Annotated in this window: 18 protein-coding genes; 15 read left to right on the top strand and 3 right to left on the bottom strand. The window is 63.2% G+C overall.

What is annotated here, in order from left to right; genetic code table 11:
* Positions 1 to 191: 191 nt before the first annotated feature.
* Positions 192 to 2,012, top strand: a complete 1,821-nt coding sequence (locus H7007_RS03085) for an aldehyde ferredoxin oxidoreductase family protein (RefSeq protein ID WP_287153030.1) — start codon at positions 192 to 194, stop codon at positions 2,010 to 2,012.
* Between the two features lie 7 nt (positions 2,013 to 2,019).
* On the opposite strand, the gene H7007_RS03080 is transcribed toward H7007_RS03085, so the two are convergent.
* Together H7007_RS03080 and H7007_RS03075 are read right to left on the bottom strand one after the other, a co-directional pair.
* Positions 2,020 to 3,525 (bottom strand): phytoene desaturase family protein, encoded by a 1,506-nt coding sequence (locus H7007_RS03080; protein WP_287153029.1) that lies wholly within the window; start codon positions 3,523 to 3,525, stop codon positions 2,020 to 2,022.
* Position 3,526: 1 nt separating this feature from the next.
* Positions 3,527 to 4,681 carry an NAD(P)/FAD-dependent oxidoreductase gene (locus H7007_RS03075; protein ID WP_287153028.1) on the bottom strand — a complete coding sequence of 385 codons (1,155 nt, stop codon included), beginning with the start codon at positions 4,679 to 4,681 and terminating at the stop codon, positions 3,527 to 3,529.
* Positions 4,682 to 5,307: 626 nt separating this feature from the next.
* Between H7007_RS03075 and H7007_RS03070 the strand changes: the two genes are divergently transcribed.
* From H7007_RS03070 to H7007_RS03045, 6 genes are all read left to right on the top strand, one after another.
* The gene (locus H7007_RS03070; protein WP_287153027.1) at positions 5,308 to 6,708 is read left to right on the top strand and encodes an FAD-binding oxidoreductase; all 1,401 of its coding nucleotides are present in this window, start codon (positions 5,308 to 5,310) and stop codon (positions 6,706 to 6,708) included.
* Positions 6,709 to 6,711: 3 nt separating this feature from the next.
* Positions 6,712 to 7,932: a (Fe-S)-binding protein gene (locus tag H7007_RS03065; RefSeq protein ID WP_287153075.1), complete on the top strand. Its 1,221-nt coding sequence runs from the start codon at positions 6,712 to 6,714 to the stop codon at positions 7,930 to 7,932.
* 4 nt (positions 7,933 to 7,936) lie between these two features.
* Entirely contained in the window at positions 7,937 to 9,580 is a 1,644-nt protein-coding gene (locus H7007_RS03060) for an FAD-binding oxidoreductase (protein WP_287153026.1), read from the top strand.
* 569 nt (positions 9,581 to 10,149) lie between these two features.
* Positions 10,150 to 11,226: an NAD(P)/FAD-dependent oxidoreductase gene (locus H7007_RS03055; protein ID WP_287153025.1), complete on the top strand. Its 1,077-nt coding sequence runs from the start codon at positions 10,150 to 10,152 to the stop codon at positions 11,224 to 11,226.
* Between the two features lie 3 nt (positions 11,227 to 11,229).
* On the top strand, positions 11,230 to 12,354 hold the full coding sequence (locus H7007_RS03050) for an NAD(P)/FAD-dependent oxidoreductase (protein WP_287153024.1): 1,125 nt from the start codon (positions 11,230 to 11,232) through the stop codon (positions 12,352 to 12,354).
* Positions 12,355 to 12,467: 113 nt separating this feature from the next.
* A complete protein-coding gene (locus tag H7007_RS03045) occupies positions 12,468 to 13,544 on the top strand; it encodes an NAD(P)/FAD-dependent oxidoreductase (protein WP_287153023.1) in 1,077 nt (358 codons plus the stop codon).
* 24 nt (positions 13,545 to 13,568) lie between these two features.
* Here the strand turns inward: H7007_RS03045 and H7007_RS03040 are convergent, their stop codons facing one another.
* Positions 13,569 to 14,072 carry a flavodoxin family protein gene (locus H7007_RS03040; protein WP_287153022.1) on the bottom strand — a complete coding sequence of 168 codons (504 nt, stop codon included), beginning with the start codon at positions 14,070 to 14,072 and terminating at the stop codon, positions 13,569 to 13,571.
* A 426-nt stretch (positions 14,073 to 14,498) separates the two neighbouring features.
* On the opposite strand from H7007_RS03040, the gene H7007_RS03035 reads away from it, so the two are divergent.
* The 8 genes from H7007_RS03035 to H7007_RS03000 form a co-directional block, all read left to right on the top strand.
* Positions 14,499 to 15,857 (top strand): TolB family protein, encoded by a 1,359-nt coding sequence (locus tag H7007_RS03035; protein ID WP_287153021.1) that lies wholly within the window; start codon positions 14,499 to 14,501, stop codon positions 15,855 to 15,857.
* 408 nt (positions 15,858 to 16,265) lie between these two features.
* Complete coding sequence (locus tag H7007_RS03030) at positions 16,266 to 17,246, top strand: DUF362 domain-containing protein (RefSeq protein WP_287153020.1); 981 nt, start codon at positions 16,266 to 16,268, stop codon at positions 17,244 to 17,246.
* A gap of 207 nt (positions 17,247 to 17,453) precedes the next feature.
* On the top strand, positions 17,454 to 18,383 hold the full coding sequence (locus H7007_RS03025) for a 4Fe-4S binding protein (protein WP_287153019.1): 930 nt from the start codon (positions 17,454 to 17,456) through the stop codon (positions 18,381 to 18,383).
* Positions 18,371 to 18,988: a 4Fe-4S dicluster domain-containing protein gene (locus H7007_RS03020; protein ID WP_287153018.1), complete on the top strand. Its 618-nt coding sequence runs from the start codon at positions 18,371 to 18,373 to the stop codon at positions 18,986 to 18,988. The genes H7007_RS03025 and H7007_RS03020 overlap by 13 nt, the downstream gene beginning before the upstream one ends.
* Positions 18,989 to 19,255: 267 nt before the next feature.
* On the top strand, positions 19,256 to 20,002 hold the full coding sequence (locus H7007_RS03015; protein WP_287153017.1) for a hypothetical protein: 747 nt from the start codon (positions 19,256 to 19,258) through the stop codon (positions 20,000 to 20,002).
* A 127-nt stretch (positions 20,003 to 20,129) separates the two neighbouring features.
* Complete coding sequence (locus H7007_RS03010) at positions 20,130 to 21,263, top strand: 2-hydroxyacyl-CoA dehydratase subunit D (RefSeq protein WP_287153016.1); 1,134 nt, start codon at positions 20,130 to 20,132, stop codon at positions 21,261 to 21,263.
* A 169-nt stretch (positions 21,264 to 21,432) separates the two neighbouring features.
* Entirely contained in the window at positions 21,433 to 22,692 is a 1,260-nt protein-coding gene (locus H7007_RS03005; protein ID WP_287153015.1) for a 2-hydroxyacyl-CoA dehydratase subunit D, read from the top strand.
* Between the two features lie 317 nt (positions 22,693 to 23,009).
* Positions 23,010 to 23,681 (top strand): HAD-IC family P-type ATPase (locus H7007_RS03000; protein ID WP_287153014.1); only part of this gene is annotated, 672 nt, incomplete at its 3' end.

Genomic DNA, 23,681 nt, shown 5'->3' with positions numbered 1-23,681 from the left:
GCACCTTGAGCGAAGGGGCGGAGAAAACATTGGGAACAAGTCCTGTTTTCCGGCTTTGCGGGGCGGTGTGATATTAGGCTTTTAACGGTTCGACCGTCTCGAGAGGGCGTGAGACAGGGCGGCTCGACGCATGGGCAAGAGGGACCGGATGATGAAGGCGGTGGCAAAAAGACAAGCGAGGAGGAACGAGGATGAGAGGTTTCTGCGGGAAATATCTTCTGGTTGACCTGACTAGCGGGAGGATGGAGGAAAGGAGCATCGAAGAGGGTGTCTTTCGTAAATACGTGGGAGGCACGGGGCTGGGCGCCTACCTTATGCTCAAGGAATTCGACCCCCTGGCCGACCCTCTGTCCCCCGGTGCTCCCCTCATGTTCCTCGACGGCCCCCTGACGGGCACCAATTTTCCGGGAAGCGGCCGCTCCTCCGTTGTGGCCCTCTCCCCTCTTACCGGGCTCTGGGGGGAGTGCAACGTGGGCGGCGCCTTCGGGGCGGCCATGAAGCTGGCCGGCCTGGACGGCGTGGTTGTCATCGGAAAGGCGGAGAAACCAGTTTATCTCTGGATAGACGGGGGGAAGGCGGAGATCCGCGACGCCTCCCATCTCTGGGGTCTGGACACCTACGCGACCCACAAGAGATTGGAAGAGGAGACCAGGGGAGACGGAGGACTGGTGCGCACCATGCAGATAGGGCCGGCCGGCGAGAATGGGGTGCGCTTCGCCAACATCGTCAACGAGATGGGCAGCGTGGCCGGCCGCTGCGGCCTGGGTGCGGTCATGGGCAGCAAGAACCTCAAGGCGCTGGCCGTCCGCGGCGGGGGGAAGATGGGGTACGCGGACCCGGAGAAAGCAAGCCAAGTCCGAAAGGCGATCGTCCAGAAACTGGAGAATCACCTCCTGGCCCAGACCCTCCACGAGATGGGGACCAACGGAGCCCTGGACACCGGGATGCTCTCCGGAGACGTCCCCATCCGCAACTGGAGCGTGGGGGAGTGGATGGAGGCCCTGGACACCCTGAACTCCTTCTACTACAACGACCACATCCTGGTGAAGATAGTGGGCTGTTACGCCTGCACGGTGCGCTGCAAGAGGGTGGTCAGGGTGGAGGAGGGCCCCTTCGCCATGGAGGAGAACGCCGGCCCGGAATACGAGACGGTGTGCATGATGGGCACCAACTTGCTCAACCCCAGCCTGGAGGCGGTGGCCAAGGCCAACGACCTGTGCAACCGAATGGGCATGGACACCATAGCCATGGGCTCGGTCATCGCCCTGCTCATGGAGGCCCAGGAGAGGGGCCTCGTCTTGCCCTCCGACACGGGACTTGACTTCTCCTGGGGAAACATGGAAACCGCCTTGGAAGCCATCCGTCTGACCGCTGCCCGGGAGGGCTTCGGAGAGCGCATGGCGCTGGGCTCACGGGCGCTGGCCGGGGAGCTGGGGGCTCCCGAGCTGGCGGTGACCGTGCGGGGCCTGGACTTCCCCGCCCACGACCCTCGCGGGTTCCACGGGTACGGGTTGGGGTACGCCGTGGGAGCGCGGGGTGCCTGCCACCTGAACACCACCAACCTTCTCGTCGAGGGCGGCATGGCCTCCTGGCCGGAGATCGGGCTAAAAGGTCCTTTTAAGGGCATGACCAGTAAGGGCAAGGCGGAACTCACCTGGAAATGCGTCTCCATCGGCCAGCTCTTCAACTCCCTCTGCATGTGCGAGTTCATCGGCGCCTTCCTCTCTCTCGACGACCAGGTGCAGATGATGCGCGCGACCACCGGTTTCGACTGGACCCTTGGCGAGCTCATGGAGTGCGGCTGGCGGATATGGTACCTGAAGCGCCACATCCTCAACCTGCGGGGCTCGGGCCGTGAGGACGACGTCCTGCCCCCCAAGGCCCTTACCCCCACCCGGGAGGGGGCCAACGCGGGGTCGGTCCCGGATATGGATCTGATGCTTGAGGAGTTCTACAGACTGGCAGGCCTGGACGAGGAGGGGAAGGTCCCTCCTGAGAAACTGGACCTATAGGAGCCCTTCAGCCCAGGAGGTTGGCGACGTAAAGGGCGCTTCCCGCCGCCTGCTCCGTTCCCACGCCCCGCGCCCCGGCGTCCGCGCCCACCAGCCAAAGGCCCTCGACCGGGGTCCATGGTTGGGGCTTGTGCACCCCGGTCTGTCCCACGCACTGGGCCAGACCGATGCACTCACCGGTGGGTTTGCCGGTGATGGAGGCGGTGTGGGCGATATGCGTGCGCATCTTCCACTCGACGTGTCCGGACATGTTGGGAAAGATTTCCATCAACCTCTCCTCCGCCCGGTCGAGTATACGCTCACACCACTCAACGTTCTCCCTGTTGACCTCGATGGGGCCGGGGACCCCCATGATCACCAGCTGCTTCCCCGGCGGAGCCGCGTAAGGATCCCATTCCGAGGGCAGGGGAGTGAAGAGGAAGGGATCCTCGGGAAGGCCTCCCTTCTCCAGGTAATCGAACATGTGATCGGGGTCCAGGTTGGGGATGTTGAAAAAACTCGGGGCAGGGAGATCTATAACCCGGCGGTCGAGCCCATACTTAACGGTGATGAAGGAATAGGAATACTCGAGACCCTTTACATAAGAGACGTATTCCTCGGGGAAGTTCTCCTCCCCGGCCATCTCCAGCGTCCTCTTGATGCCGGCGTTGGAGATGACCAGGTCCGCCGGGATCTCCTCGCCCTCCGCGGTGACCACTCCCCTTGCCCTGCCCTCTTTAACCACTATGCTCTTGACCTCGCAGTTCAGGCGCAGCTCCCCACCGTCGCGCAAGAAAGCCCGCAGGAAGGCGCCGGGTATCTCACGCGACCCGCCCCGGGGCACGCCAAGGGTCTTCTTGCGGAAGATATTGGTGACGCACCACAGGAATTCCCCGGCGCTCACCCGGTGGTAGGGGACCACCGTGAGGAGCATGGAGAGGGCGGCCATCCCCTGGAGCACCGTGCGGTCCTCGGTAACGCGGTGCAGGAACTCCTGCAGGCTTATCTCGTCCAGCTCCACGAGATAGGAGGGGTTCAAGCGCGCTATCTTCGCCGCCGCCAGGAGCGATTCCAGGAAGGTGCTCCGCTTTGAGGCACGGTAGACCTCGTTCTGCAGTTCGGCTATGCCCGGACCCTTTTTCTCGCGGCGGATTATCCTGTCCCGCAGCATCGCGATCTGTGAGACGGCGTTGTGCAGCGCCATGCGGGGGTCGAAGGGGCTCTGATAGAGGTTTATGCGATATTTTCCGCCGATGAGCAGGTGTTCGCTGGGCTGGTCGGTGAGCCACTCCAGGTCCCCGCGTACCCGGCGGTTGATGTCCCCGTGCTGCCCGGAAGCACCCATGGAGAACATGTGCACACCGGAATCCACCAGGAAACCGTCCTTCTCGAAAGACCAGCACTTCCCGCCGTAGAACCCGTTCTTTTCCAGAAGGGTCACCCGGTGCCCCCTGGCCTGCAGGAGCGCGGCCACCCCGGCCCCTCCCACTCCCGAACCTATGACCACTACTTTTTTAGCCTTGTAAGCCATCATCTCACCTCCCTCTGTTCACGTGCCGGGTATGACCGTTGGTCTCCTCCTCGAATCGGCTACCGACCGTAGAAGCAAAAAGGCTGGCGCCGCCGTTTCCTCCGGGGAAAAGGTTTCGGTACCCGGGGATGCTCTCCACAAGGATTTTCTGAGCCGCTTTCCGCCTCTCGAAACGGCTGAAGACGGCACGGAACCCCAGGACGTTGAGCTTAGCGGGGACCAGCTCTTTGAGGCGAGCCGCGCCGTAGGCGGCATAATAGGGGCGCACGCAGCGGCGAAATTCCCTCCAGGCCCTTTCTCGGTCCTCCACGGCCAGGGCGGCTATCTTCCCCGAGACCAGGGCGCCCTGCAGGCCGAAAAAGGCGAAGGGGTCCATGGCGCCGGAAAGGGTTCCGGCCAGGATGGCTCTTCCGGCGAAAAGTCGCGGTGTGCGCACCGATGCGGCGGGCACCGGAAAGGTGAAGCTGTTCCACCGCGGTACCTCGAAACCCTCAAAGCGGGCCACCTGTTCGGCGAAACGGTCGCGGTCCCGCAGGGATATCGGGCGGCGGCGGTTGAAAAGGTGGACGTAGAAGATGCCGCGGAAAGCCGCCACGTACCCGTAGTCGCTTGTATAAGCGTCGTGGTACATGTGCACGAAGTTGAGATCAGGGTCGCATGTGCCCCGGTAGGTGAAGTGGTGGGACGTGAGGTAGGGTACCCCGAAGGCGTCGAAGCCTTCGAAGTGCAGACCGGTGGCCACGATGCACTGCGGGTAGTAGTCCCAGAGTTCCTCAGGCGATAGAACAGGCGAGGAGAATCGGAATTCCACCCCCGCCTCCTGAGCCAAACGGTAAAGGTGGCTGTCCAGGCTCGTCTCACGCGGTCCCCTCTCGAAGAAGAAAGCTTTGATGAGCCGGGGGTCGAGGGGGAAGGCCTTCCCACCCGCGATCTCCGACATCTCCCTGATGGGCTCCACACCCGGGGAGATGTCCAGATCGAGATACGCGCGCAGCTCCTTAAACCTCAGGGGGCTTCCTTGGCAGGAAGGATGGTAGAGGGGGGACCCTCCGATTCTCTCCTCCCTTTCCAGGACCACGACATCATGTCCACGCCGCGCCAGGCTGATGGCGGCCACCAGTCCCGCCAGCCCGGCACCCACCACCTTCACCTCGGCCATCGCCACTCCCTCCCTTCAGTCTTCCGCCCTCTCGCGTTTCGTTTCCGCCCCGCCGGAGAGGACCCACGCGGAATCGGAAACCTTTCCCTGTCTCCGGCCCTTCCGCTGTTCTTTTTTCCGCGACCTCGCGTTCGCCGCCCTGTGTGAAGGCCGGCCACGGGTGCACGGCCTTCCGACGGTCGGGGCAGCGCGGTTCGCACCCCAAGCCGTAAAAGCAAAACGGCTGTAGTTCGCCCGTAGGCCATCAGAACCGACTTAATATCGAAAAGCATAAAGCAGGAGCTAGCTTTGATTTCACTTTAATTAAGCTAATTTTGAACTGTTTTCCGCTTGACATTCATTCCCGCCCCTGCATATAATTGCTTTATAGATGACTGACCAGTCGTTCATGCAATTATATAATACATAGAATGATTGTATGCAATAAACTCGAGCGAGGAACTTGGGGAATCAATATTCCGGAAAGTGGCGCCCGGGGAAGGCTGCGAGGGAGATCCGTCAAGAACAAGCGCACGATCCGCCGTTAGGGGGATCGTCCTTCCCGTTTTTGGGTGGGGGGCGTGCGGCAGGTCGAGGAGGCCGTGAGCGTCAAACGGTCTCGTGGATAGAACGAGGGAGGGAGGGCCATGACGGTGGGCACCGTTCTGGGGGAGGTCAGGGACATCGTAGGGGCGGAGAACGTCAGCCGGGAAGCTTCCGCCATAGGTAAATATTTCCAGGATAAAGTGGATGTGGGCCGGCTGACCCTGGTGCGTCCCGGGGACGAGTACGAGCTCAGCGAGGTGGTGGCCCTCGCCGGGAAGAAGGGCATCCCCGTATATTCCGTGCGCAGGGAGAGGATGGAGGTCGCCCCGGCGAAAGGGGAAGGGTTCATCATCGACCTCTCCCGCATGGACGGGATAAAGGAGATAGACAGACGCAACCTCATGGGTCACATCTACGCCGGTGTGACCTACGAACGCCTGCAGGAAGAATGCCTCAAGAAGGACTGCAGGCTCCTTCTGCCCGCCGCCGCCGAGTCGCGTTCCGTCCTCCGTTCCTACCTTGACCGCGACGTCCTTAACGGCAACGCCGTGTATCGTTTTCCAAACCTTTCCATCTTCCACGCCGTGCTCGCCGACGGGCGCATATGGGTCTCCGGCTCGCAGCAGCTCACCTCGGAGGGGATAGCCGATTTCAGGGAGGACCAGGGACCCCAATTCTCCCTTTTCTTCGGCGGCAGCGAGGACATCTTCGGCATACCCTTCTACGGCATTGTGTATCTTTATCCCCTGCGGGAGGAGAGGCGCGTGCTCCTCTTCGGCTTCGATGCCCTGGAGCCGGCCCTGCAGCTCGCCTACAAGGTGAACCGGGAGGAGCACTGCTTCGAGTGCCTCATCGCCAACGCGCGCTATCTGTCCGTGCTCCTGTCGAGGGACGCGGAGGGGGCGGAGAGGTTGCGCGCCAAGCTGCCCGCCTGGGTTACCGCCTTCAGCCTGGAGCACCACGTGGAGCTGGTGGACCTCTGGGAGAAGTACGTCCGGTCGGACGCGGAAGCGATGGGCGCGCGGCAGCTGGACGGGGAGTTGGCCGCCGCCGTGGATGCGCAGTTCAAGAAGCCCTGGTACATCTTCGACCGCGATTACCTGCGGGGCCGGACGGCGGTCATCCGGCATTACGACTTCAAGAGCCGCGCCCCAAGCCTTCTTTCCGGGCTGCGTGAGCTGGCGTCGAAAAAGGGGTATCCCGCCGATGAGCTGGGTCAGGCTCTCATACCCGTCTACTTCGGCGGGTCCTTCTACTGCGAGACGGACCTCTATTTCCGGCCCTCGGACGAGGGGGAGAGAAATCGCGTGGAGGAGACAGTGCGTGAGGGCTATCGTTACCTCCTGGACGAGAAGAGCTTCGTGGACCGTCCCCGGGGGGAGGTGGCGGAGATGGTCTTCGCCAGTGCGCACCCCGGATATCTGAAGGTCATGAAGACCTTCAAGGACATCGTGGACCCGGGGGGGATAATGAACCCCGGGCAGCTCCTCAAGGAGGTGTGAGTGATGAAGAAGCGCATCACCGCTCCCCGGGAGGTCCTGCACGAGCTGCAGCAGGACTACTTCATCTGCACCAAGTGCAAGATATGTCAGGCGGTTCACGTGCAGTTCTGTACCGAGTCCCGCTTCTGGCGCAACTGCCCCTCGGGGACCCGTTTCCGCTGGGACGCGTACTACGCCTCCGGGAAGATGGAGATCGCTCGCGGGCTGCACATCCATGAGATAGAACCCTCCGAGTCCCTGCGCCACATACTCTATACCTGCATGCTCTGTTCCTCCTGCCAGGAGCAGTGCTGGGAGGTGAAACAGCTCCATCCCACGCGGGTCTTCGAGCTCATGCGGGAGAAGGCGGTGCGCGAGGGGTGGGGCCCCATGCCGGAACACGAGCCGCTGCGCGAGAGCCTGGAAAAGAACGACAATCCCTTCGGGGTGGAGGCCAAGAAGAGGGGGGAATGGGCCAAGGAGCTCCAGGCCAAGCACCTTCCCAAGGAGAAAGCAGAGGTCCTCTTCTTCGCCGGGGATGCCTATTCCACGGATCCCGCCCTGTTCCCGGCCGTGCGCTCCGCGTTCCGTGCCCTGCAGAGGGGGGGTATAGACCTCGGTATCCTCGGCGCCAAGGAGAAGAGCGACGGTGCCCTGATGCTCCTTATCGGGGATCGCGATTTCTTCGAGACCTTCGCCTTTGACAACATCGAGACCTTCAACGGGCTGGGCGTGAGGACGATCGTCACTCCCGACGCTCACGCCGCCTGGGTGTTCAAGGAGGAGTACGCGCGGGAGCTGAACCCGGAGATAAAGGTGCGCCACATAAGCGAGGTGTTGGACCGCATGATCCGCAAGGGGGAGCTGAAACCGGCGAAAGAAGTCCCTCTGAAGGTCGTCTATCACGATCCCTGCAAGCTGGGAAGGCGCTTCGACATATACGAGCCGCCACGCCGGGTCCTGCGGTCCATACCCGGATTGGAGCTCCTGGAGTTCCAGCGGGCCACCTTCAACTCCCTTTGCTGCGGGGGAGGGGGCGGGGTCCCCTACGCCTTCCCGGATTACGCCCTGTGGACGGCCAGGGAGAGGCTCTACGAGGCGGAGTGGACGGGAGCGGAGGCGGTGGTCACCAGCTGTCCCTACTGCCTCCAGATGTTCCGCAAGGCGGTGGAGGCCACAGGTAGTCCCCTTAAGGTCTACGACCTCGCCGAACCGCTGCTCATGTCGCTGGGGGAGGAGGTGTAGGGAGATGTGGATACGTGACGTGGCCAGGGATATAAAGGAACGGCGGGTCTCAGGGATAATCTTCCAGCATGAGGCCGAGCCGTTCCACAATCGCCCCGAGGACCTGGCCCGGGCCAAAGAGATGCTCGCCGAGGCCCTGGGCGAGGAATGGGTGACCGACGACCCGGTCATCCTCATCGGGTACTCGCGGGACCAGGGGCCGCTGCCCGCCCAGTATCCCCATCTGGTGGTCATGCCCGAGAGCACGGAGGAGGTCGCCGAGGTCTACCGCATCGCCAACGAGTGCCGGATAGACGTCATCCCCATGGGCACCGGCCTCACCACCATGGCCCTTCACATCCCCATGTACGGGGGGATCATCATGGACCTCCGGCGCATGGACAAGATCCTCGAGGTGGACGGGGAGAACATGTACATGGTCATCCAGCCGGGTGTGAACTACCTGGCCGCTCAGGTGGAGGCGCAGAAGGTAAGATGCCGTGTCCTCAACCCCTCGACGGCAGCCACAGCCGGCGTCATCTCCAATCACGCCTTCTGCAACATCAACACCCTGGCCTCCAAGTACGGGTTCGGCATCGACAACATCATAGACATGACCATGGTCATGCCCGACGGCACTATCCTCAAGACCGGCCCCGCCGCTTACGGGGCAGTGAAGGCCCACGTTCCGGGACCCGGACCGGACATGGCCTCCCTCTTCCGCTATGCCTACGGCACCCTGGGCACGGTCACGGAGATGACCTTACGCCTCTATCCGGAGCCGGAACACATCTACCAGATCTTCCCAGCATATGAGAAGGACGACCTCAAGTGCGTCATCGACGTCCTGTACAAGGTGGCCAACGAGAACCTGACCCTGGAGCTGGCCCACATGCAGAACTCCTTCTTCGGCATCTTCGTGGGGGCCACCAACGCCCAGGCCAGCGCCATCGCCGGCACCTTCCCCCGCAACAACCTGTTCACCATTTTCGCCGGCTCCACACCCGAGGAGGCGCGCCTCAAGGCGGAGATCATCCAGCGGGAGATCCTGAAGATTGACCCCGAATGGGAGTTCCTGCCGCCGGAGGCGGTGGAGGACCTCACGGGGGACCTGCGCAGCGTCAACCTGGACCGCTGGCAGAAGTACTTCAACGTCACCGTGCGCGTCATGCGCGTGCGCGGCTCCTTCCTCATCGGGGCCCTCATCGGCCACCTGGACAACTTCCTTGAGGCGGAGCGCAGCATGCGGGTGGTCACCAGCGACCAGGCGGGGCACACCGACGACAACCTGCCCCCGGACGACGCCTCTACCTATCTCCAGCCCTACCACATGGGGCGCTCCGCCTACATGGAATACGACCTCTACTCCAACCAGGGGGACAAGGACGACAACATGCGCATGCTCATGACCTATTTCCGGGCCATGTTCCAGGGACAGCTGGCCCACGGCCTGGTGCTTGCGGCGGGGGCCCTCCCTCTCTACAAGGGGATGCCGGCACCCCTGCCGGAGGGCATGCCCAAGATAGACGACCTCATACCCCTGATCATGCCCAACGTGGCTCCTTACGTGGACACCTTCACCGCCTTCAAGATGGCCGTGGATCCCAACAACATAGCCAACCGCCGATGGGATTACCAAACCGGGCTCTGCAAGAAGATTTACCTGTAAGGGAAAGAGCCGGGTTGGTCGGCATGGAGGGAGGTGATAGGAGAGAGGAAGACCGGTACGGGAAGGGAGGCGGCGAGGCGGCGCGCGGACCGATCGCCCCGTCGCTTCTTCCGGCGAAGCGGAAAACGGCGATTCTGGGTTCGGGAGACCGCCCGCCGTATCCGGACGCGGCGGGCGGTCCGAGCCCCGGCCGGAAGCGATGGGATTTTCTCCCAGGTCTGGAGGATTCGAACTCTTGGCTTGGAGGGATTCGGAAAAACCCTTCGTATCGACAGTCGATGGGTAGGGGCCAAAAGAAGGAGGGTAAAGGGTTCTTCTTTAAAGTGGCGATAATTACCACCATTTCGAGAGGTGAACGGGCGTCCTGTGGGAATCCATATCCTCCGCTCACACGTTCTGGATATGAGCAGGGTTCCGGAACGACTTACGAAGAGGACGCCCGATATCCTCAACGCTTTTGGTGGTGGGGGTTTGGTATCCATCGCCCGTACGGGAGTGAAAAGTAAAAAAGAGGGGTTCAGGGTGTGGCTCGAAATAAGAGGCCGTGACAGGGCGGGAGGTCAGTACCATTGGCCGAGGTCATCGTGGTAGGGGCGGGGCTGGCGGGCCTGGTGGCGGCCATTAACTGTGCACGCTCCGGCCACAGGGTAAGGGTGTTGGAGAAGAGGGAGAGCGTGGGAGGAGACCCGAGCATCAGGCCCACGATAGACGTGACCCCCATGGAGCCGGAGAAGCTCGGCCGTTTCATCGGCGTGGAGCTTCCCCCTCCCTATGTGGTGCCTACCGAGGAGTTCGTGGTGGACGTTTACGGAAGGAGGTTCGTCTTTCCCGGCGGCTATTTTCACCTCCACTCCGTGGAGAGGGGAAGACGCTCCACTTCCCTTGACGCCTACCTATACGGGCTGGCAAGGGAAGCCGGCGTGGAGTTCGAGTTCGGGGCGGACGTGGGCTCCGGTGAGGGGTTAGCGCGCCTTCCGGCGAACACCATCGTGGCCACCGGCCTGGAGGCGGAGCCCTTCCTGGCCCTGGGAAGGCCCTTCCTGGACGTCTTCGGTTTCGTGGCCGTGGCCGACCACCAGGGCCCTCCCCGCATCTTGGGGTACTTCGACCGTCATACCAGTTATTACCATTACTGCGCCAACCTCAACGGCACGGCCTTCGCCCTGGCTTTCGATAGGCGCCCCGTGCCGGAATCCGCCTGTCGCCAGTGGGCTGAGAGGCTGGAGGAGGAAGGATTTCGTTTCCGTGAGTGGAGAGCGCATAAAGGCGTGGTGGCCACGGCGCGCTTGACCGCCCCCGCTCTCTTCGCCGGGGACAAGATACTGGCCGGGACCCTGGCCGGCGTGCAGGATCCCCTCTTTCTGTTCGGGGTGCACGGATCGCTGGCCTCGGGGAAGATGGCGGCCATGGCCGTCGAGGACAAGGAACGCGCCTGGCGGGTATTCCGCCGCTTCACCTCAGCATATCCCTACATGTGGCTTTACAAGAAGGCCTTCGACCTCCAGCCTCACCCCTTGCGGCGGCCCGCCTTGAGCCTGGCTTTCGGGTGCCTCTCGAGGTTCCCGGCCCTCTTCCACCCTCTTCTGGATCAGGCCCTACGTTCCGTTCCCGGCTTCGGGAAACTGGAGCGGGGAGAGGAGGGATGAGGCGTGGCGGTTAAGAGGACGGTCATCATCGGAGCCGGCCTGGCGGGGCTGTGCGCGGCCATCACGGCGAGGAAGCTGGGTTACGAAGTCCACTGCGTGGACCGTTTCAACAGGGTGGGGGGGATGCCCGGAGCCCACCCGTTCGTCGATTCCACCCCGTTCGACCCCCTGCTCATGTCCCGTTTCCTGGGCGTGCCCGTGGGTGAACCGCAGGTAGGTCCGTGCGAGAACTTTCACATCTACTCCTTCGGGAAGCTCTACCGCCTGGACCCCCGCCTATCCGGCCTGCACAACGTGGAAAGAGGCCCCAGGAAGACGGCCATCGACCGCTATCTCCACGATGTGGCCAAGGAGATGGGGGTGACCTTCGAGTGGGGAAACCCGGTACTGTCCAGGAAAGACCTGGCCCAGTTCCCCCCCGGCACCATCGTGGCCACGGGGCCCTACCCTGAGGTCTTCGAGGCCCTGCGCATCCCGCACGAGACGGCCTACGGATACGTGATGAGCGGTATCTACCGTCCCTGGGGGGAGAGGTCCTTCGCCCGCCGATGCGCCGTGTACTTCGACCGCTACACGCGCGACTACTGCTACCTCCCCGCGGCCAACGGCATAGTGGCGGGACTCTTCTTCGCGCGCCGCCCGGTGGGAGAGGAGCAGCGCGCGGTGTGGGAGAGGCAGATAAGGGAGACGGAAGGGGTGGAGTTCAAGACCTGGAGGATGGAGAGGGGCTGCTTCGCCTCCCGCCATCCTCGCCAGCCCAGGCTCTTTGCCGGGGACAAGATACTGGCCGGGACCCTGGCCGGGGCACAGGACCCGGGGACCTACTTCGGCTGTCACGGGGCGATGATCTCGGGAAAGATAGCCGCCATCGCCCTTGAGGACAAGGCCTTGGCCCAGGAGATGTTCGACCTCTGCAACCGGAGTTTCGACTACATGTGGTTCCTGCGGCGGGTGGCCATCAACTACATGCCGGAATCCCTGCGCCGGGCCTTCCTGGGGACCGCTCTGGGGATGGTCACCAGGTCGCAGCTACTGGCCAAAATGCAGGGCAGGAGCTTCCGGCGCATGATCCCCGGATACCTGCTCCTGCTGCGGATGGATAAATATGCCAAATATTTGAACATTTAAGCCGCCGAGGGGCGCTTTCTCGTGAGGGTCGAGGACGGGCGCCGGCGGATCCTTCTGAGCCGGCGGCCAAAAGGCGCTCCAGGCCTGTTCAGTGGGCGCAAGGGGGGAGGACGATGAAAGACAAGGGCCCCATTTACGTGGTGGGAGCCGGCTTGGCGGGGCTGACGGCGGCCATCAACCTCGCCCGGCGGGGAAGGGAGGTCGTGGTCCTGGAGAAAGGAAAGCGGGTGGGCGGCCTTGCCGTCTACAATCCGTCGCCCCACGGCACACCCATGGACGCCGAGGCCATGTCCCGGTACACGGGGATAGACCTCCGGCCGGCCATGGTCCCCCTCGAGGAAGGGGTGATATCCGTCTGGGGCAAGAGATACCGCCAGAGGTTCCCCCGCAACGTGCGGGCCTGGATGATCGAGAGGGGGCCGCGCCGGACCTCCATGGACCATTACCTCTACCGGCTGGCGGTGGAGGAAGGGGTGCGCTTCGAGTTCGATCAGCCCGTGGTGAGCGACCGCCAGGTAAACGAGCTGCCCCGCAACTCCATAGTGGCCACCGGACTCCACGTGGACGGCTTCGAGGCCGCCAACGTGCCCTACCAGATCCTGCACGGCTATTTCGCCAAGTGCCGGGTGCCCTGGAAGGAGGCGCGGGTCACCATGTACTTCGACGATTACACGCCGGATTACGCCTTCACCTGCTCGGTCAACGGGATAGCATTCGCCCTCATCTTCAACCGCCACCGGCCGGTGGCCCGCTGGGAGATGGAGAAGTTCGCCGAGCAAGCCGTGGTCGAGGACGGCTACCCCTTCAAGAGGTTTCAGGTCCTCGAAGGGGGAGCCGCGCCGGTGCGGCATGTCAGCAATCCCAGGCTTTTCCAGGGGAACGTGATCCTGGCGGGAACGGTGGCCGGGATGATGGACCCCATCCTCTTCTTCGGCATGCACGGGGCCTTCCTCTCCGGGAAGATAGCCGCGCGGGCGGTCGATGACCCGGCCGGGGCCTACGACGAGTTCCGCCGCCTCAACGTCACCTTCTACCCCGTGCTCCTGGCCAAGAGGCTATTGGACTTGAGCCCCCGGGACCTGGTCATCAAGTACCCGGCGCGCATGGCCATGCGTCTCATGCCCCTCTTCGGCCCCCTGCTCATGCGGCAGGCCTTCAAGGTGAACGTGACGGGATACGGAAGGATTTGACGCAAAGCCCCGGCGTCAAGGCTCTTAGGAGGCGCCGCATTCCTCCATGACCCGGCGGGCGAATTCCCGAGCCCTCTCCAAGCACGTATCGTCCGGTTGCCCCTTGGTCTGGGGGCCGTATTCGGCGAACTGGCGGTGCTTGGGGTTGTCGCTCCTTGCCAGCAGGTCGATGACCGCCTGGGCCAGCTCTCCCTGGCAGTCGAACATTCCCACCAGCTGAACATCGTTCAGGGAGCACCTGCAATTCTCCAGATAACCCCGCACCTCCTCGTGGTCCTCGGGGGCGGCGTGGGTGACGAAGAGGGCCACCCTCTTGCCTCTGGCCTTATCCTCCAGGAAGGCCTTGGCCTCGCCAGCCGGGTTGGAGGCGTGGATGGGGAAACCTATGAAGGCCAGGTCATACCCCTCCAGGCTCTGCACCTCGGATAGGGGTTTGATCTCCTTTTGGGCGTCGATCGCCCCGTAGATGGCCTCCGCCACCCGCCTGGTGTTCCCGGTCTGGGACAGGTAAGCGACCAGGACTTTCATAGTTTACCTCCCGTTTGGGCATTTTCGTCATCACGATTTTTCCGCTATGCTGATTCTAACACCGAACGCATGCGCCCTCATCCTCCCTGTCCTCGCCGATGACGGCTTTGTTTCTGGCGTACGGCTTGTGGGCCGTGGCTTTTCGACTCATGGCGTACTTCCGCCTCGCATGACGGGGAGAGAGTGGGGGCCGTGTCCGTAACGTCTGTGGAACGCGAGACTGGCAGCACGGTATCGTTCATCCACTCTACCAATATATGTTAAATCCACTCAAGGATGGCCCGTCACCCATTTTCCTCCCCGAGGAGCATAAAAAGGTCGCGTCAAAGCCCGTGGGCCGAACATGGTTTCCCGTCATCTCGGAGGTTTTGTTATCATGCGCTTGTAGAGGGGTTTCGGGAAGTACTCGTCCGGAGGAGGTGCGCTTTGAACCATAGAGACCCTGTCAGGATGTTTTTCGAGCTAGTTTTAGCCGCCTTGCTGGCCCTCTTTCTCCTGGCCCATCTGGCGGGTTGTGGAAAAAGCGGCAAAAGCTGGTGGGAGTTCTCTGAGCAGGGCGGGGGAGGCTCTGAGGGGGAGGAGAGAGGCGGCGGTTTCGCGGGGATAGCCTTCGTCCGCGATGATCACATCTACCTGGCCGATCTCGGCGGGGGAGGCGCGAGGAGGCTCACCTCCCGGGAGGGAGGTTATAGGGACCTGGCCTTCTCTCCCCGGGCGGAAAAGCTGGCCGCCATCCTGGTGGAGGGCGATGCCCTTCCCTCGCTGCTGGTGCTGGAGGTGGGAACGGGAAAGGCGACCGACGTCTCCTGGCACAACCCGGAGTATTCCGGCGCCTGGAGGGCGGCGGGGGTCACGCCCTGGTTCGGGTCCCTGGCCTGGCAGGACGAGGACACCCTTTTCGCCACCGCCGTGGAGGAGAGGGGCGGCTACTACCATACAAAGGTGGTGAGAGTGGAGCTGTCCGGACCCTCCGTGGAGGTGGTGGCCGAAGAGGCCATGGATCCCGCGCTGAGCCCGGACGGGTCCACGCTGGCATACGTTGCCAAGCCGCAGGACTGGAGCCAGGTGCGGGGTGAGGCGGAAATGCGTATTGGGGATGCCGGGGAGCTGGTGATGCGGGATCTGGAGAGCGGAAGGGAGAAAAGGATCCCCCTGACCTACGCAGGCGGGAGAAGGGTCTACGGTTGGGAGATGTGCTTCGCTCCGGACGGAGGGAGCCTGGTGATGGTGTGTTTCGACGACCCTTACACCTTCCTCGGCGTGGTGGACCTGCGTAGCGGAGAGGTGCGCCGTACAATTGAGCATGTGGCGACCTCGGGTACCCTGGGACACCCTTCCATATCCCCGGACGGGGAATGGCTGCTCTACGACTGGCCGCGGGGAGACAGTCCGCAGGGAAGGCCGCTGCACGACGTCAAGGCCGTTCACCTCCCGGAAGAGGACGCGGTCGGCGTGACCCTGGGCGAGGGGGGAGACCCCACCTGGAGCCCTCTGGCGCCCTCCGGTTTAGACCTGGAGGACCTCCAGGCGCTATGGGGCTCGGCGGGTGACGAGAGGGACGAGGTGGAAGCGGCCATGATACGCTTCGTGAAGGAGAATTCCGCCCCGGGCCTGGAGTTCAGGATAGTGGGCCTCCAGATCAAGGGCGACGAGGCCGTGGCCACCGCCCTCTGTACCAACAGGGATATAGGCGGGGTACTGGTGGTCATGAGGAAGGGGCCGCGGGGCTGGGAAGGCGTGGATATGGGAAGCGACATCGAACCCCCTTCCTGGTACCGGTGGTAGTCGGATCGTTGAGCGGCGTACCGGCTGTCTCCGGCTGTGAAAACAGGAAGGAGGAGCGTGAGGGTTCCCGGTAGCGAGGATCCATTAATGCCTTATCCGGTCAGCCCGAGAGACTGTCGATGATCGGAAAGCACGGCCATCGGAGTCGGTGCGTTAGAATGTTTAGCGGTCTTCCGGTGTGTGCGCAGGGCCCGTATGCAGGGCCAAGGGCGCAACCCTTCATCGATACTCGTCCGCGCCCGCCATACTCATATCCTTTCCGGACGCACCCGGTACGAAGACTACGCAGGTATGCGCATGACGACGGTCAAGGACCGGCGGGCGAATGGATGAAACAATAATGGCTGACGATGCCCGAGAGACGGTTTCCCGGTGAGAGCTTGGAAACGAGGAACGGAGCTGTCGAATATGGATAGAAGGGAATTCCTGGAAAAGTTCGGGAAAGCCGCCCTGGGCTTGAGCGGGATCTACCTGGCGGCCCTCCTGCCCGGATGTGGCAGCGGGGAGCAACCTTGTCCCGTGGAGGAGGGCCCGGAGGGCTCGCCGGAGGAGATACCGGCTCCGGTAGAGGGAAAGGCCCCCTCCGGCCTGGTGGTGGTAAGGGGAAAGGACCCCGCCGCGATGCTCCGTGCCGGCCTCCGGGAATGGGGAGGGTTGGAGAGGCTGGAACCCGCGGGGAAGAGGGTTCTTCTGAAGGTGAACGCCGCCTTCGCCAGGCCTCCGGAGGATGCCGCAACCACCGATCCGCGCCTGGTGGCCGAGGCCGTGCGGCTTTTCCTTGAGGCGGGGGCGTCGGAAGTGGTGGTCTACGACCACATACTGCAGGACCTTGTGGAGCCCACCCTGGAGCGGAACGGCATAGGGCCCGCGGCGCGCCGGGCGGGTGCCGCCCTTGCCGTCTACGCGGTGAGGAAACCGGGGCCTTCCCGTGTGGTCCAGGTTCCCGGAGGGCACGCCCTTCCCTCGGTGGGGATACTGGAGGAGATATTTCAGGCCCAGATCATCGTCAACATGCCCAAGGCCAAGCATCACAGCGGGGCAGGCCTCACCATGGCCATGAAAAACCTCATCGGCTGCACCCAGAACATGGGCCGCATGCATGACGTCGACCTGCACAGGGCGATAGCGGAGCTGAACACGGTGATCCGGCCTTCCCTTGTCCTCATGGACGCCACCAGCATCCTGCTGGACAACGGGCCAGGCGGTCCGGGGACCGTGGGCCGGCCGGAAAGGGTGATCATCGGGACCGACCCGGTGGCCGTCGACGCATATACGTGCGGGTTTTTCGGAAGGTCTCCGAGCGAGATAAGGTATCTGGCCTACGGGGAGGAGCTTGGCGTGGGGACCGTTGATTTTGGTTCCCTGGGTGTGAGGGAAGTGGAAGGTTGATGGAAGATGATACTGGAGAGCGGAAGGATTCCACGTAGTCGCAGATCCGCCCCGGGGACGGGGGCGATGCCGTTTTAAACGTAGGCTCCTGTGAGGGCGGTGGCGAAGGCGGCCTGCCGGAGAGGTCGCATGGGGGTTGAGCCGAACCCGGAATGGGGTAAACCTCTTGAGGTGAATCTCTCAGGGAAAGATTTAAGGACGAGGGCCGTGGAAACAGGTCATACCAAGGGAAAGAGAAGTCCACGCCTCCTTTCCTGGACAAGGAGGGCGGTCCAGGCCCTCTTCCTGGCGCTCTTCGCCGTCCTGGCCTGGTCGGCTTCCTATCCTCCGGGAAGGGTGAGCGAGAACCTCTTCCTGCGTCTCGACCCCCTGGCCGCTTTCGTGGCGCTGTCCTGGAGCGGCCTCTGGTCCTATCTTCTGCCGGCCTGGATCCTGATGCTGGCCACCGTCTTCAGCGGGCGCTTCTTCTGCGGGTGGGTATGCCCCCTGGGCACGGTCCTGGAGTGGACCCCTTCCATCCGCCGTAGGGCCCGGATGAGATTCTCCCGGCTCCGCCCCGTGGACGTCACGGGCAAGGTCATCGGGGCGGGGGAGAGGAGGTTCCGGCTCAAGTACGCCTTCCTGGCCCTGTTCCTGGCCCTCTCCCTTGGAGGAATAAACCTGGCCTGGGCCTACGATCCCCTGGTCATCGCCAACCGGGCACTGGCCTTCGTCCTCGCCGGCGGCATCCCCGTCATCTTCATCGCTTTGCTGGCCCTGGCCGTGCTCGCCGGCTCGCGGTTCTGGTGCCGCGAGATGTGCCCCCTGGGAGCCTGCCTCTCCCTCGTCGGCATGGCCGGTTCCAGGCTTCCTGCGGCGGCCAGCCCGCTCTCCCTGGTGAAGGACGAGGAATCCTGCGTCCACTGCGGCAGGTGCGCCCTGGCCTGCCCCTTCGAGGTCACCGAGGTGGCGGACGTCCGCAGGACGGGTCGGCTGTCCATCCCTGACTGCGCGCTGTGCGGGGAGTGCGTGGCCGCTTGCCCGTGCACGGGAGCCCTGACCCTGCGTTCCTTCGGCCGGGTCCTTCTGGAATCGGGCCGCCGGAAGAGGCGGAAGGGCACGGGAAAGAAGGAGGTGGACGCGGAATGCGCAGGCTGAGGCTGGAGCGTCGCGAGTTTCTGGCCTGGGGCCTAGCCGGGGCGGCGACGGCGCTCACCTATGCACTGTGGCCGCGGAAGGCGGCGCCCTCGCCCCTCCTCAGGCCTCCGGGGGCGCAGGACGAGGATGACTTCATCTCCCGCTGCCTGCGCTGCCAGGAGTGCGTGCGCGCCTGCATGACCGGCTGCCTGGAACCGGCAGGGAGGGAGTTCGGGGCGGAGAGGATGTGGACGCCACGCTTCAGCCCCGCCCTGGCCAAGTGCGAGTTCGAGCTCTGCGGCAGGGCATGCGCCCTTGCCTGTCCGGTGGGAGCCATTCGACGTCCGAGGGACGATGAGGTACGCATCGGGACGGCGCGCGTGAACCGCGAGAAGTGCATCGCTTGGGCCCAGGGGAAGGATTGCCTGGTCTGCCACGAGCGCTGTTCATACGGGGCCATCGAGCCGGATTCGAGAGGGCGGCCTCGTGTCAGGGAAGAGCGGTGCACGGGTTGCGGGGCCTGCCAGAACACCTGTGTCACCTGCCCGGACCCGGCCATCGTGGTCTATCCGCCGGGGAGTTCTCCGGGGGCTGGACGTGGGGGGAAGCAAGGCGGCGGGAAGTAACACCGAGGCCTGGTCGCAGTTACCATCTCTAACGCATCATCCTATTACTCGCCTCTTTTCGTTTGCGTCGGAAATCGCGATTGCGAACATTTCTTCAGTATCCCAGGGTGGGACCATTGGAGCGGGAGCATAGTGGTAAGCCCGATGGACGCCGTTCGATGACCTGGGTATAAGTGAAAAAGCAGGCGCAGACCCATGGGAGGCAGGCGCCTCTCCCGGTCAGGAGTGGCATTAAGTGGAAGGGTTTCAGTATGAAGAAGGGGGGAGATGGCATTGTCTAGGGCGAGGAAAGTATGTCTATCACTTGTAATCCTCATCCTGGCTCTGGTATCGTCAGTCGGCTGCGGGAAGGGGAGGTCGATCTGGTCCGGTTTGATAGAGGAAGAGGAACGGGAGGGTGAAGAGGTTTCCCTCCCTGCGCCCCCGCTTCCGGGCGGAGAAGAGATCCTCAAGAACGGTGATTTTTCCCGCGGTCTGGAGGATTGGGTGGTCATCGACCAGGGAGGTTCGCGCTATCACGGGCTCAACCGGGTGGAGCTTGTGGGCGGACCGGAGGGCGGAAAGGCTTTGTACATGTTTCGGCGCTGCCCGGAGGTAGACGGCGGTGCATCCGGCTTGCGACAGGAGTTGAACTTGAGGGCGGAACCCGGCCGGGAGCTCTATCTCACCGGACGTGTGAGGGCCGATTACCAGAACGGCGGGGCTCTGGCGGGATGCGACCCCCGCTGGCACCCGGAAAGTGCGGTACAGTTTCGGATCTTCTTTCGGCGGGCGGACGGTACGGAAGGCGAATGGTACCACGGCTTCTATTACGGGGAGGTGCGAGGGGCGGATACCGTTCACTTCACCCGGGTGGAGCGGGGCAGGTGGCACGATTACAGCTCGGGGGACATCCTCTCGGAAATAGCATCCGGCGTTTCTGACAGGGGCGTGGAACTCCTTGCCTTTCAGGTCTACGGTTTCGGGTGGGATTTCGACGGTTACGCTTGTAATATATCCTTGGTCATTAAATGACACCGAAATCCGCTAAGCGGACTGAAGGGCTGTCCGCCGTGGCCAACCGCAAGTATAGGGGATTCTCCGTCTGGCTGTTAAAATTAAGAAAATATTCCCCGGACAGCGCTGCAAGGAAAGGAGCGCCATGGATATCCGAACCGTCGTCGGCGAGTGCCTGGAGATGTGGAGGAATCCCTATCCCTACCTGGCCCGTTTGCGGGAGGAGGGAGAAAGACCGGTGGCCTTCTTCTGTTCCTATACCCCGGAGGAGATACTGCATGCTGCCGGATTGACCCCGGTGCGCCTCATGGGAGCCGTGCGCACCATAACCCACGCCGATGCCCACCTGCAGTCCTACTGCTGCTCCCTGGCCCGTACCGACCTGGACATGGCTCTGGCGGGTGAGTTGGATTACCTGGAAGGGGCGGTTTTCGTGCAGACCTGCGACACCATGATGCGCCTCTCGGACATCTGGCGCCGCAATACATCCTTCCCCTTCCACGGGGACTTGGTGCTGCCCATCCGTATGGGGGAAGAGGTCTCCCTTCCCTTCCTGGTGGAGGAAATACGGATCTTCCGCCAGAAGGTGGAGGAATTTATTGGAAGGAGCATATGGGACGACGCTCTGGAGGAGAGCATCCACGTCTACAACCGCAACCGGCGGCTGGCGGATAGGCTCTACAGGCTGCGCCGCGAGAAGCCGGGGGCACTTGACGGGCTGACGGCCACTGCCTGCCTAGTGGCGGGATTCTGGATGCGCCGCGAGAGGCATAACGAGCTCCTGCACCAGCTCCTGGAGGACGCGGAGGGCAGGGAAGCGGTGGAGACGGACAGGCTGCCTCTCCTGGTCAGCGGGAGCGTCTGTGCCACGCCGGACCTCTACGAACTCCTGGCCGAACTGGATGCCGAGGTGGTTGACGACGACCTGTGCTGCGGGCACCGTTATTTCGATGCCTATACCGACGAGAGCATATCCCCGGAGGAGGCCCTGGCGCGGCGCATGTGGGAACGGGTGAACTGCCCGGCCAAGCACCAGTGCCTGGAGGACCGCGCGGACCGCCTGATGAGGCAGGTGGGAGACAGCGGGGCGCGGGGAGTGGTTTTCTTCCTCCAGTCCTTCTGCGAGCCGCACCTCTTCGACATCCCTTATTTGAGGAACCGGCTGCAAGAGGAGCTCGGGGTGCCTTCGCTGGTCCTGGAGAGCGAGCTGCAGTCCTTCTCCCGGGGACAGCTGCGTACCAGGCTGCAGGCCTTCCTGGAGACCATCCGGGGGGTGTGAGGCCGCGACCGTGGGGTGGAGCGAGGAAGGCGATGCATCTCCATGCTCGAGGCCTGCCGTCTTGAAGGCGGCAGGGTGGCTGTTCAATAAGCTGGTAAATATTGGATGATAGTCGGTTGACTTGAGGAAGTGGATCTCATATCCGCGAGCGGGTTCAAGGAGGTTGGGGATGAGCAACGGTGACGAGCGGCGGGAGGAGATGGAGAAGGAGGAGAAGGAAAGGCGCCGCATCAAGTCGGGCGCGGCCATGCGGGAGCTGATGACCAAATATTATATGGAGGCCAAGGCGGCGGAGGGCACGGAGAGGCACATCGCCTGGATAACCAGCGGGGGCCCGGTGGAGCCCCTCATCGCCTTCGACGTCATCCCCGTCTATCCCGAGAACCACGGGGCCATGTGCGGGGCCGCCCACATGAACGTGGAGCTCTGCGAGGTTGCGGAGTCCCGCGGCTTCTCCCGCGACCTGTGCTCCTACGCCCGCGGGGACATAGGCAGCGCCATAACCAAGGGCGGGCCCATCGGCGGCCTTCCGCGCCCCACCTTCCTGGTGGCCTGCAACAACATCTGCAACACGGTCTTCAAGTGGTACGAGGAGCTCTCTCGGTTCTTCGACGTGCCCTTGTTCGTCTTCGACACCCCTTTCGTGCGCGGGGAGCTCCCGCCCCACCACCTCAAGTACGCCCGCGCCCAGATGGAGGAGTACATATCCTTCCTGGAAAGGATTACCGGCAGGGAATACGATGAGGTGCATTTCGTGGAGGTCGCCGCCAGATCATTGACCGCTTCCGGCCTGTGGGCCGAGATACTGGCCTGCAACGAGAGCCGTCCCGCGCCCATGACCTGTTTCGACGCCTTCATCCTCATGGCCCCCATCGTCACCCTCCGCGGGACCCAGGAGGTGGTGGATTTCTACCAGGGGCTGCTCGGAGAGATGCGGGAGCGTGTGGAACAGGGCATCGGCATATTGCCCTCCGAGAAGTACCGCCTGCTGTGGGACAACATACCGGTGTGGTACGAGATGCGCAACCTGGGCCGCTTGTTCATGGAGCTGGAGGCCTGCCTGGTGGCCGACACCTACACCAGCGCCTGGACCTTCCAGGGGGTGGAGACCGAGGACCCCCTGGAGGCCATGGCCGCCATCTACACCGAGGTCTACTTGAACATCAACCTGGAACGCATGGCGGACAAGATAGAATCCCTGGCCCGGCGGTTCGAGGTGGACGGCATGGTCATGCACTCCAACCGGAGCTGCAAACCCTACTCCCTGGGGCAGTACGACCTGGCCAGGGAGTTCACGCGGCGTACCGGAAAGCCGGCCCTCATAATGGAGGCCGACCATACCGATTCCCGCTGGTACAACCGAGCAGAGGTGGAGGGCCGTATCCGCGACTTCGTGGAGAACCTGCTGAGCCAGGGCGCGACCGTGTGAGGCCGCCTGGACACGGTGTTCCAGCATGCGCTGGATGCATCACGGGGGAAGCCACGAAATACAAACTCGCCCACAATCTTACCTCTTGGCACGGGATGTCCTTGGTCCGGATTTCCCTCCTTTCCGTCAAGCAGCGGCCAAAAGCGGTATGCGTAACACCCGTCGCCTTCGACCGGAGAGACGAATCCCCACTCCAGGCCACGGACACGGCCGGGCACGGCATCCGGAACCGTCATCATAGAGGTTATTATATGTAAAGTGCCCTAAACAGGGTTCCGCGGGAAGGTCGAGCCGGAGATCGCCTGGAGCACATGACCATGTTCACTCCCGAAGGGAAAGGTTTCCCGCAAGGGCTTTCGGAACGGGAAGCGGCGCGCCGCCTCGAGGAGGAGGGCCCCAACCTCATACCATCCGCGGAAAGGAGGACTTCCGCACGCATATTCCTGGACATCCTCCGGGAGCCCATGTTCCTCCTGCTCATCCTTGCCGGCGGCGTGTACCTGGTACTTGGCGACCTCCAGGAAGCCCTGATACTCATGAGTTTCGTGGTCCTGGTGGCGGGCATCACCTTCTTCCAGGAGAGGAGAACGGAGAAGGCGCTTGAGGCGCTGTGCAATCTGTCCAGTCCCAGGGCCCTGGTGGTGAGGGAAGGCAAGAAGCGCAGGATCGCCGGGACAGAGGTCGTGCGGGGAGACATAGTCCTCCTGTCCGAAGGGGATCGCGTGCCTGCGGACGGGGTAATCGTGGAGTGCTCTTACCTCCAGGTTGACGAATCGCTGCTCACCGGCGAATCGCTTACGGTCCACAAGATCTCCGCCCCCGAGGTTTCCGAGATGGGTCCTCCGGGCGGCGGGGACTCTCCGTACGTGTACGCCGGAACCCTCGTGGTCGGAGGACAGGGTATCTGCCGGGTCCTGGCCACCGGTCCCCGCACGGAGATAGGGAAGATAGGCGGGGCGTTGCGGGAGATAACGCCTCGGCCTACCCGC

The sequence above is a fragment of the Candidatus Solincola tengchongensis genome, assembly GCF_015711935.1.
Lineage (GTDB): Bacteria > Actinomycetota > Geothermincolia > Geothermincolales > RBG-13-55-18 > Solincola_A > Solincola_A tengchongensis.
This window is presented reverse-complemented; position numbering and strand designations above follow the sequence as displayed.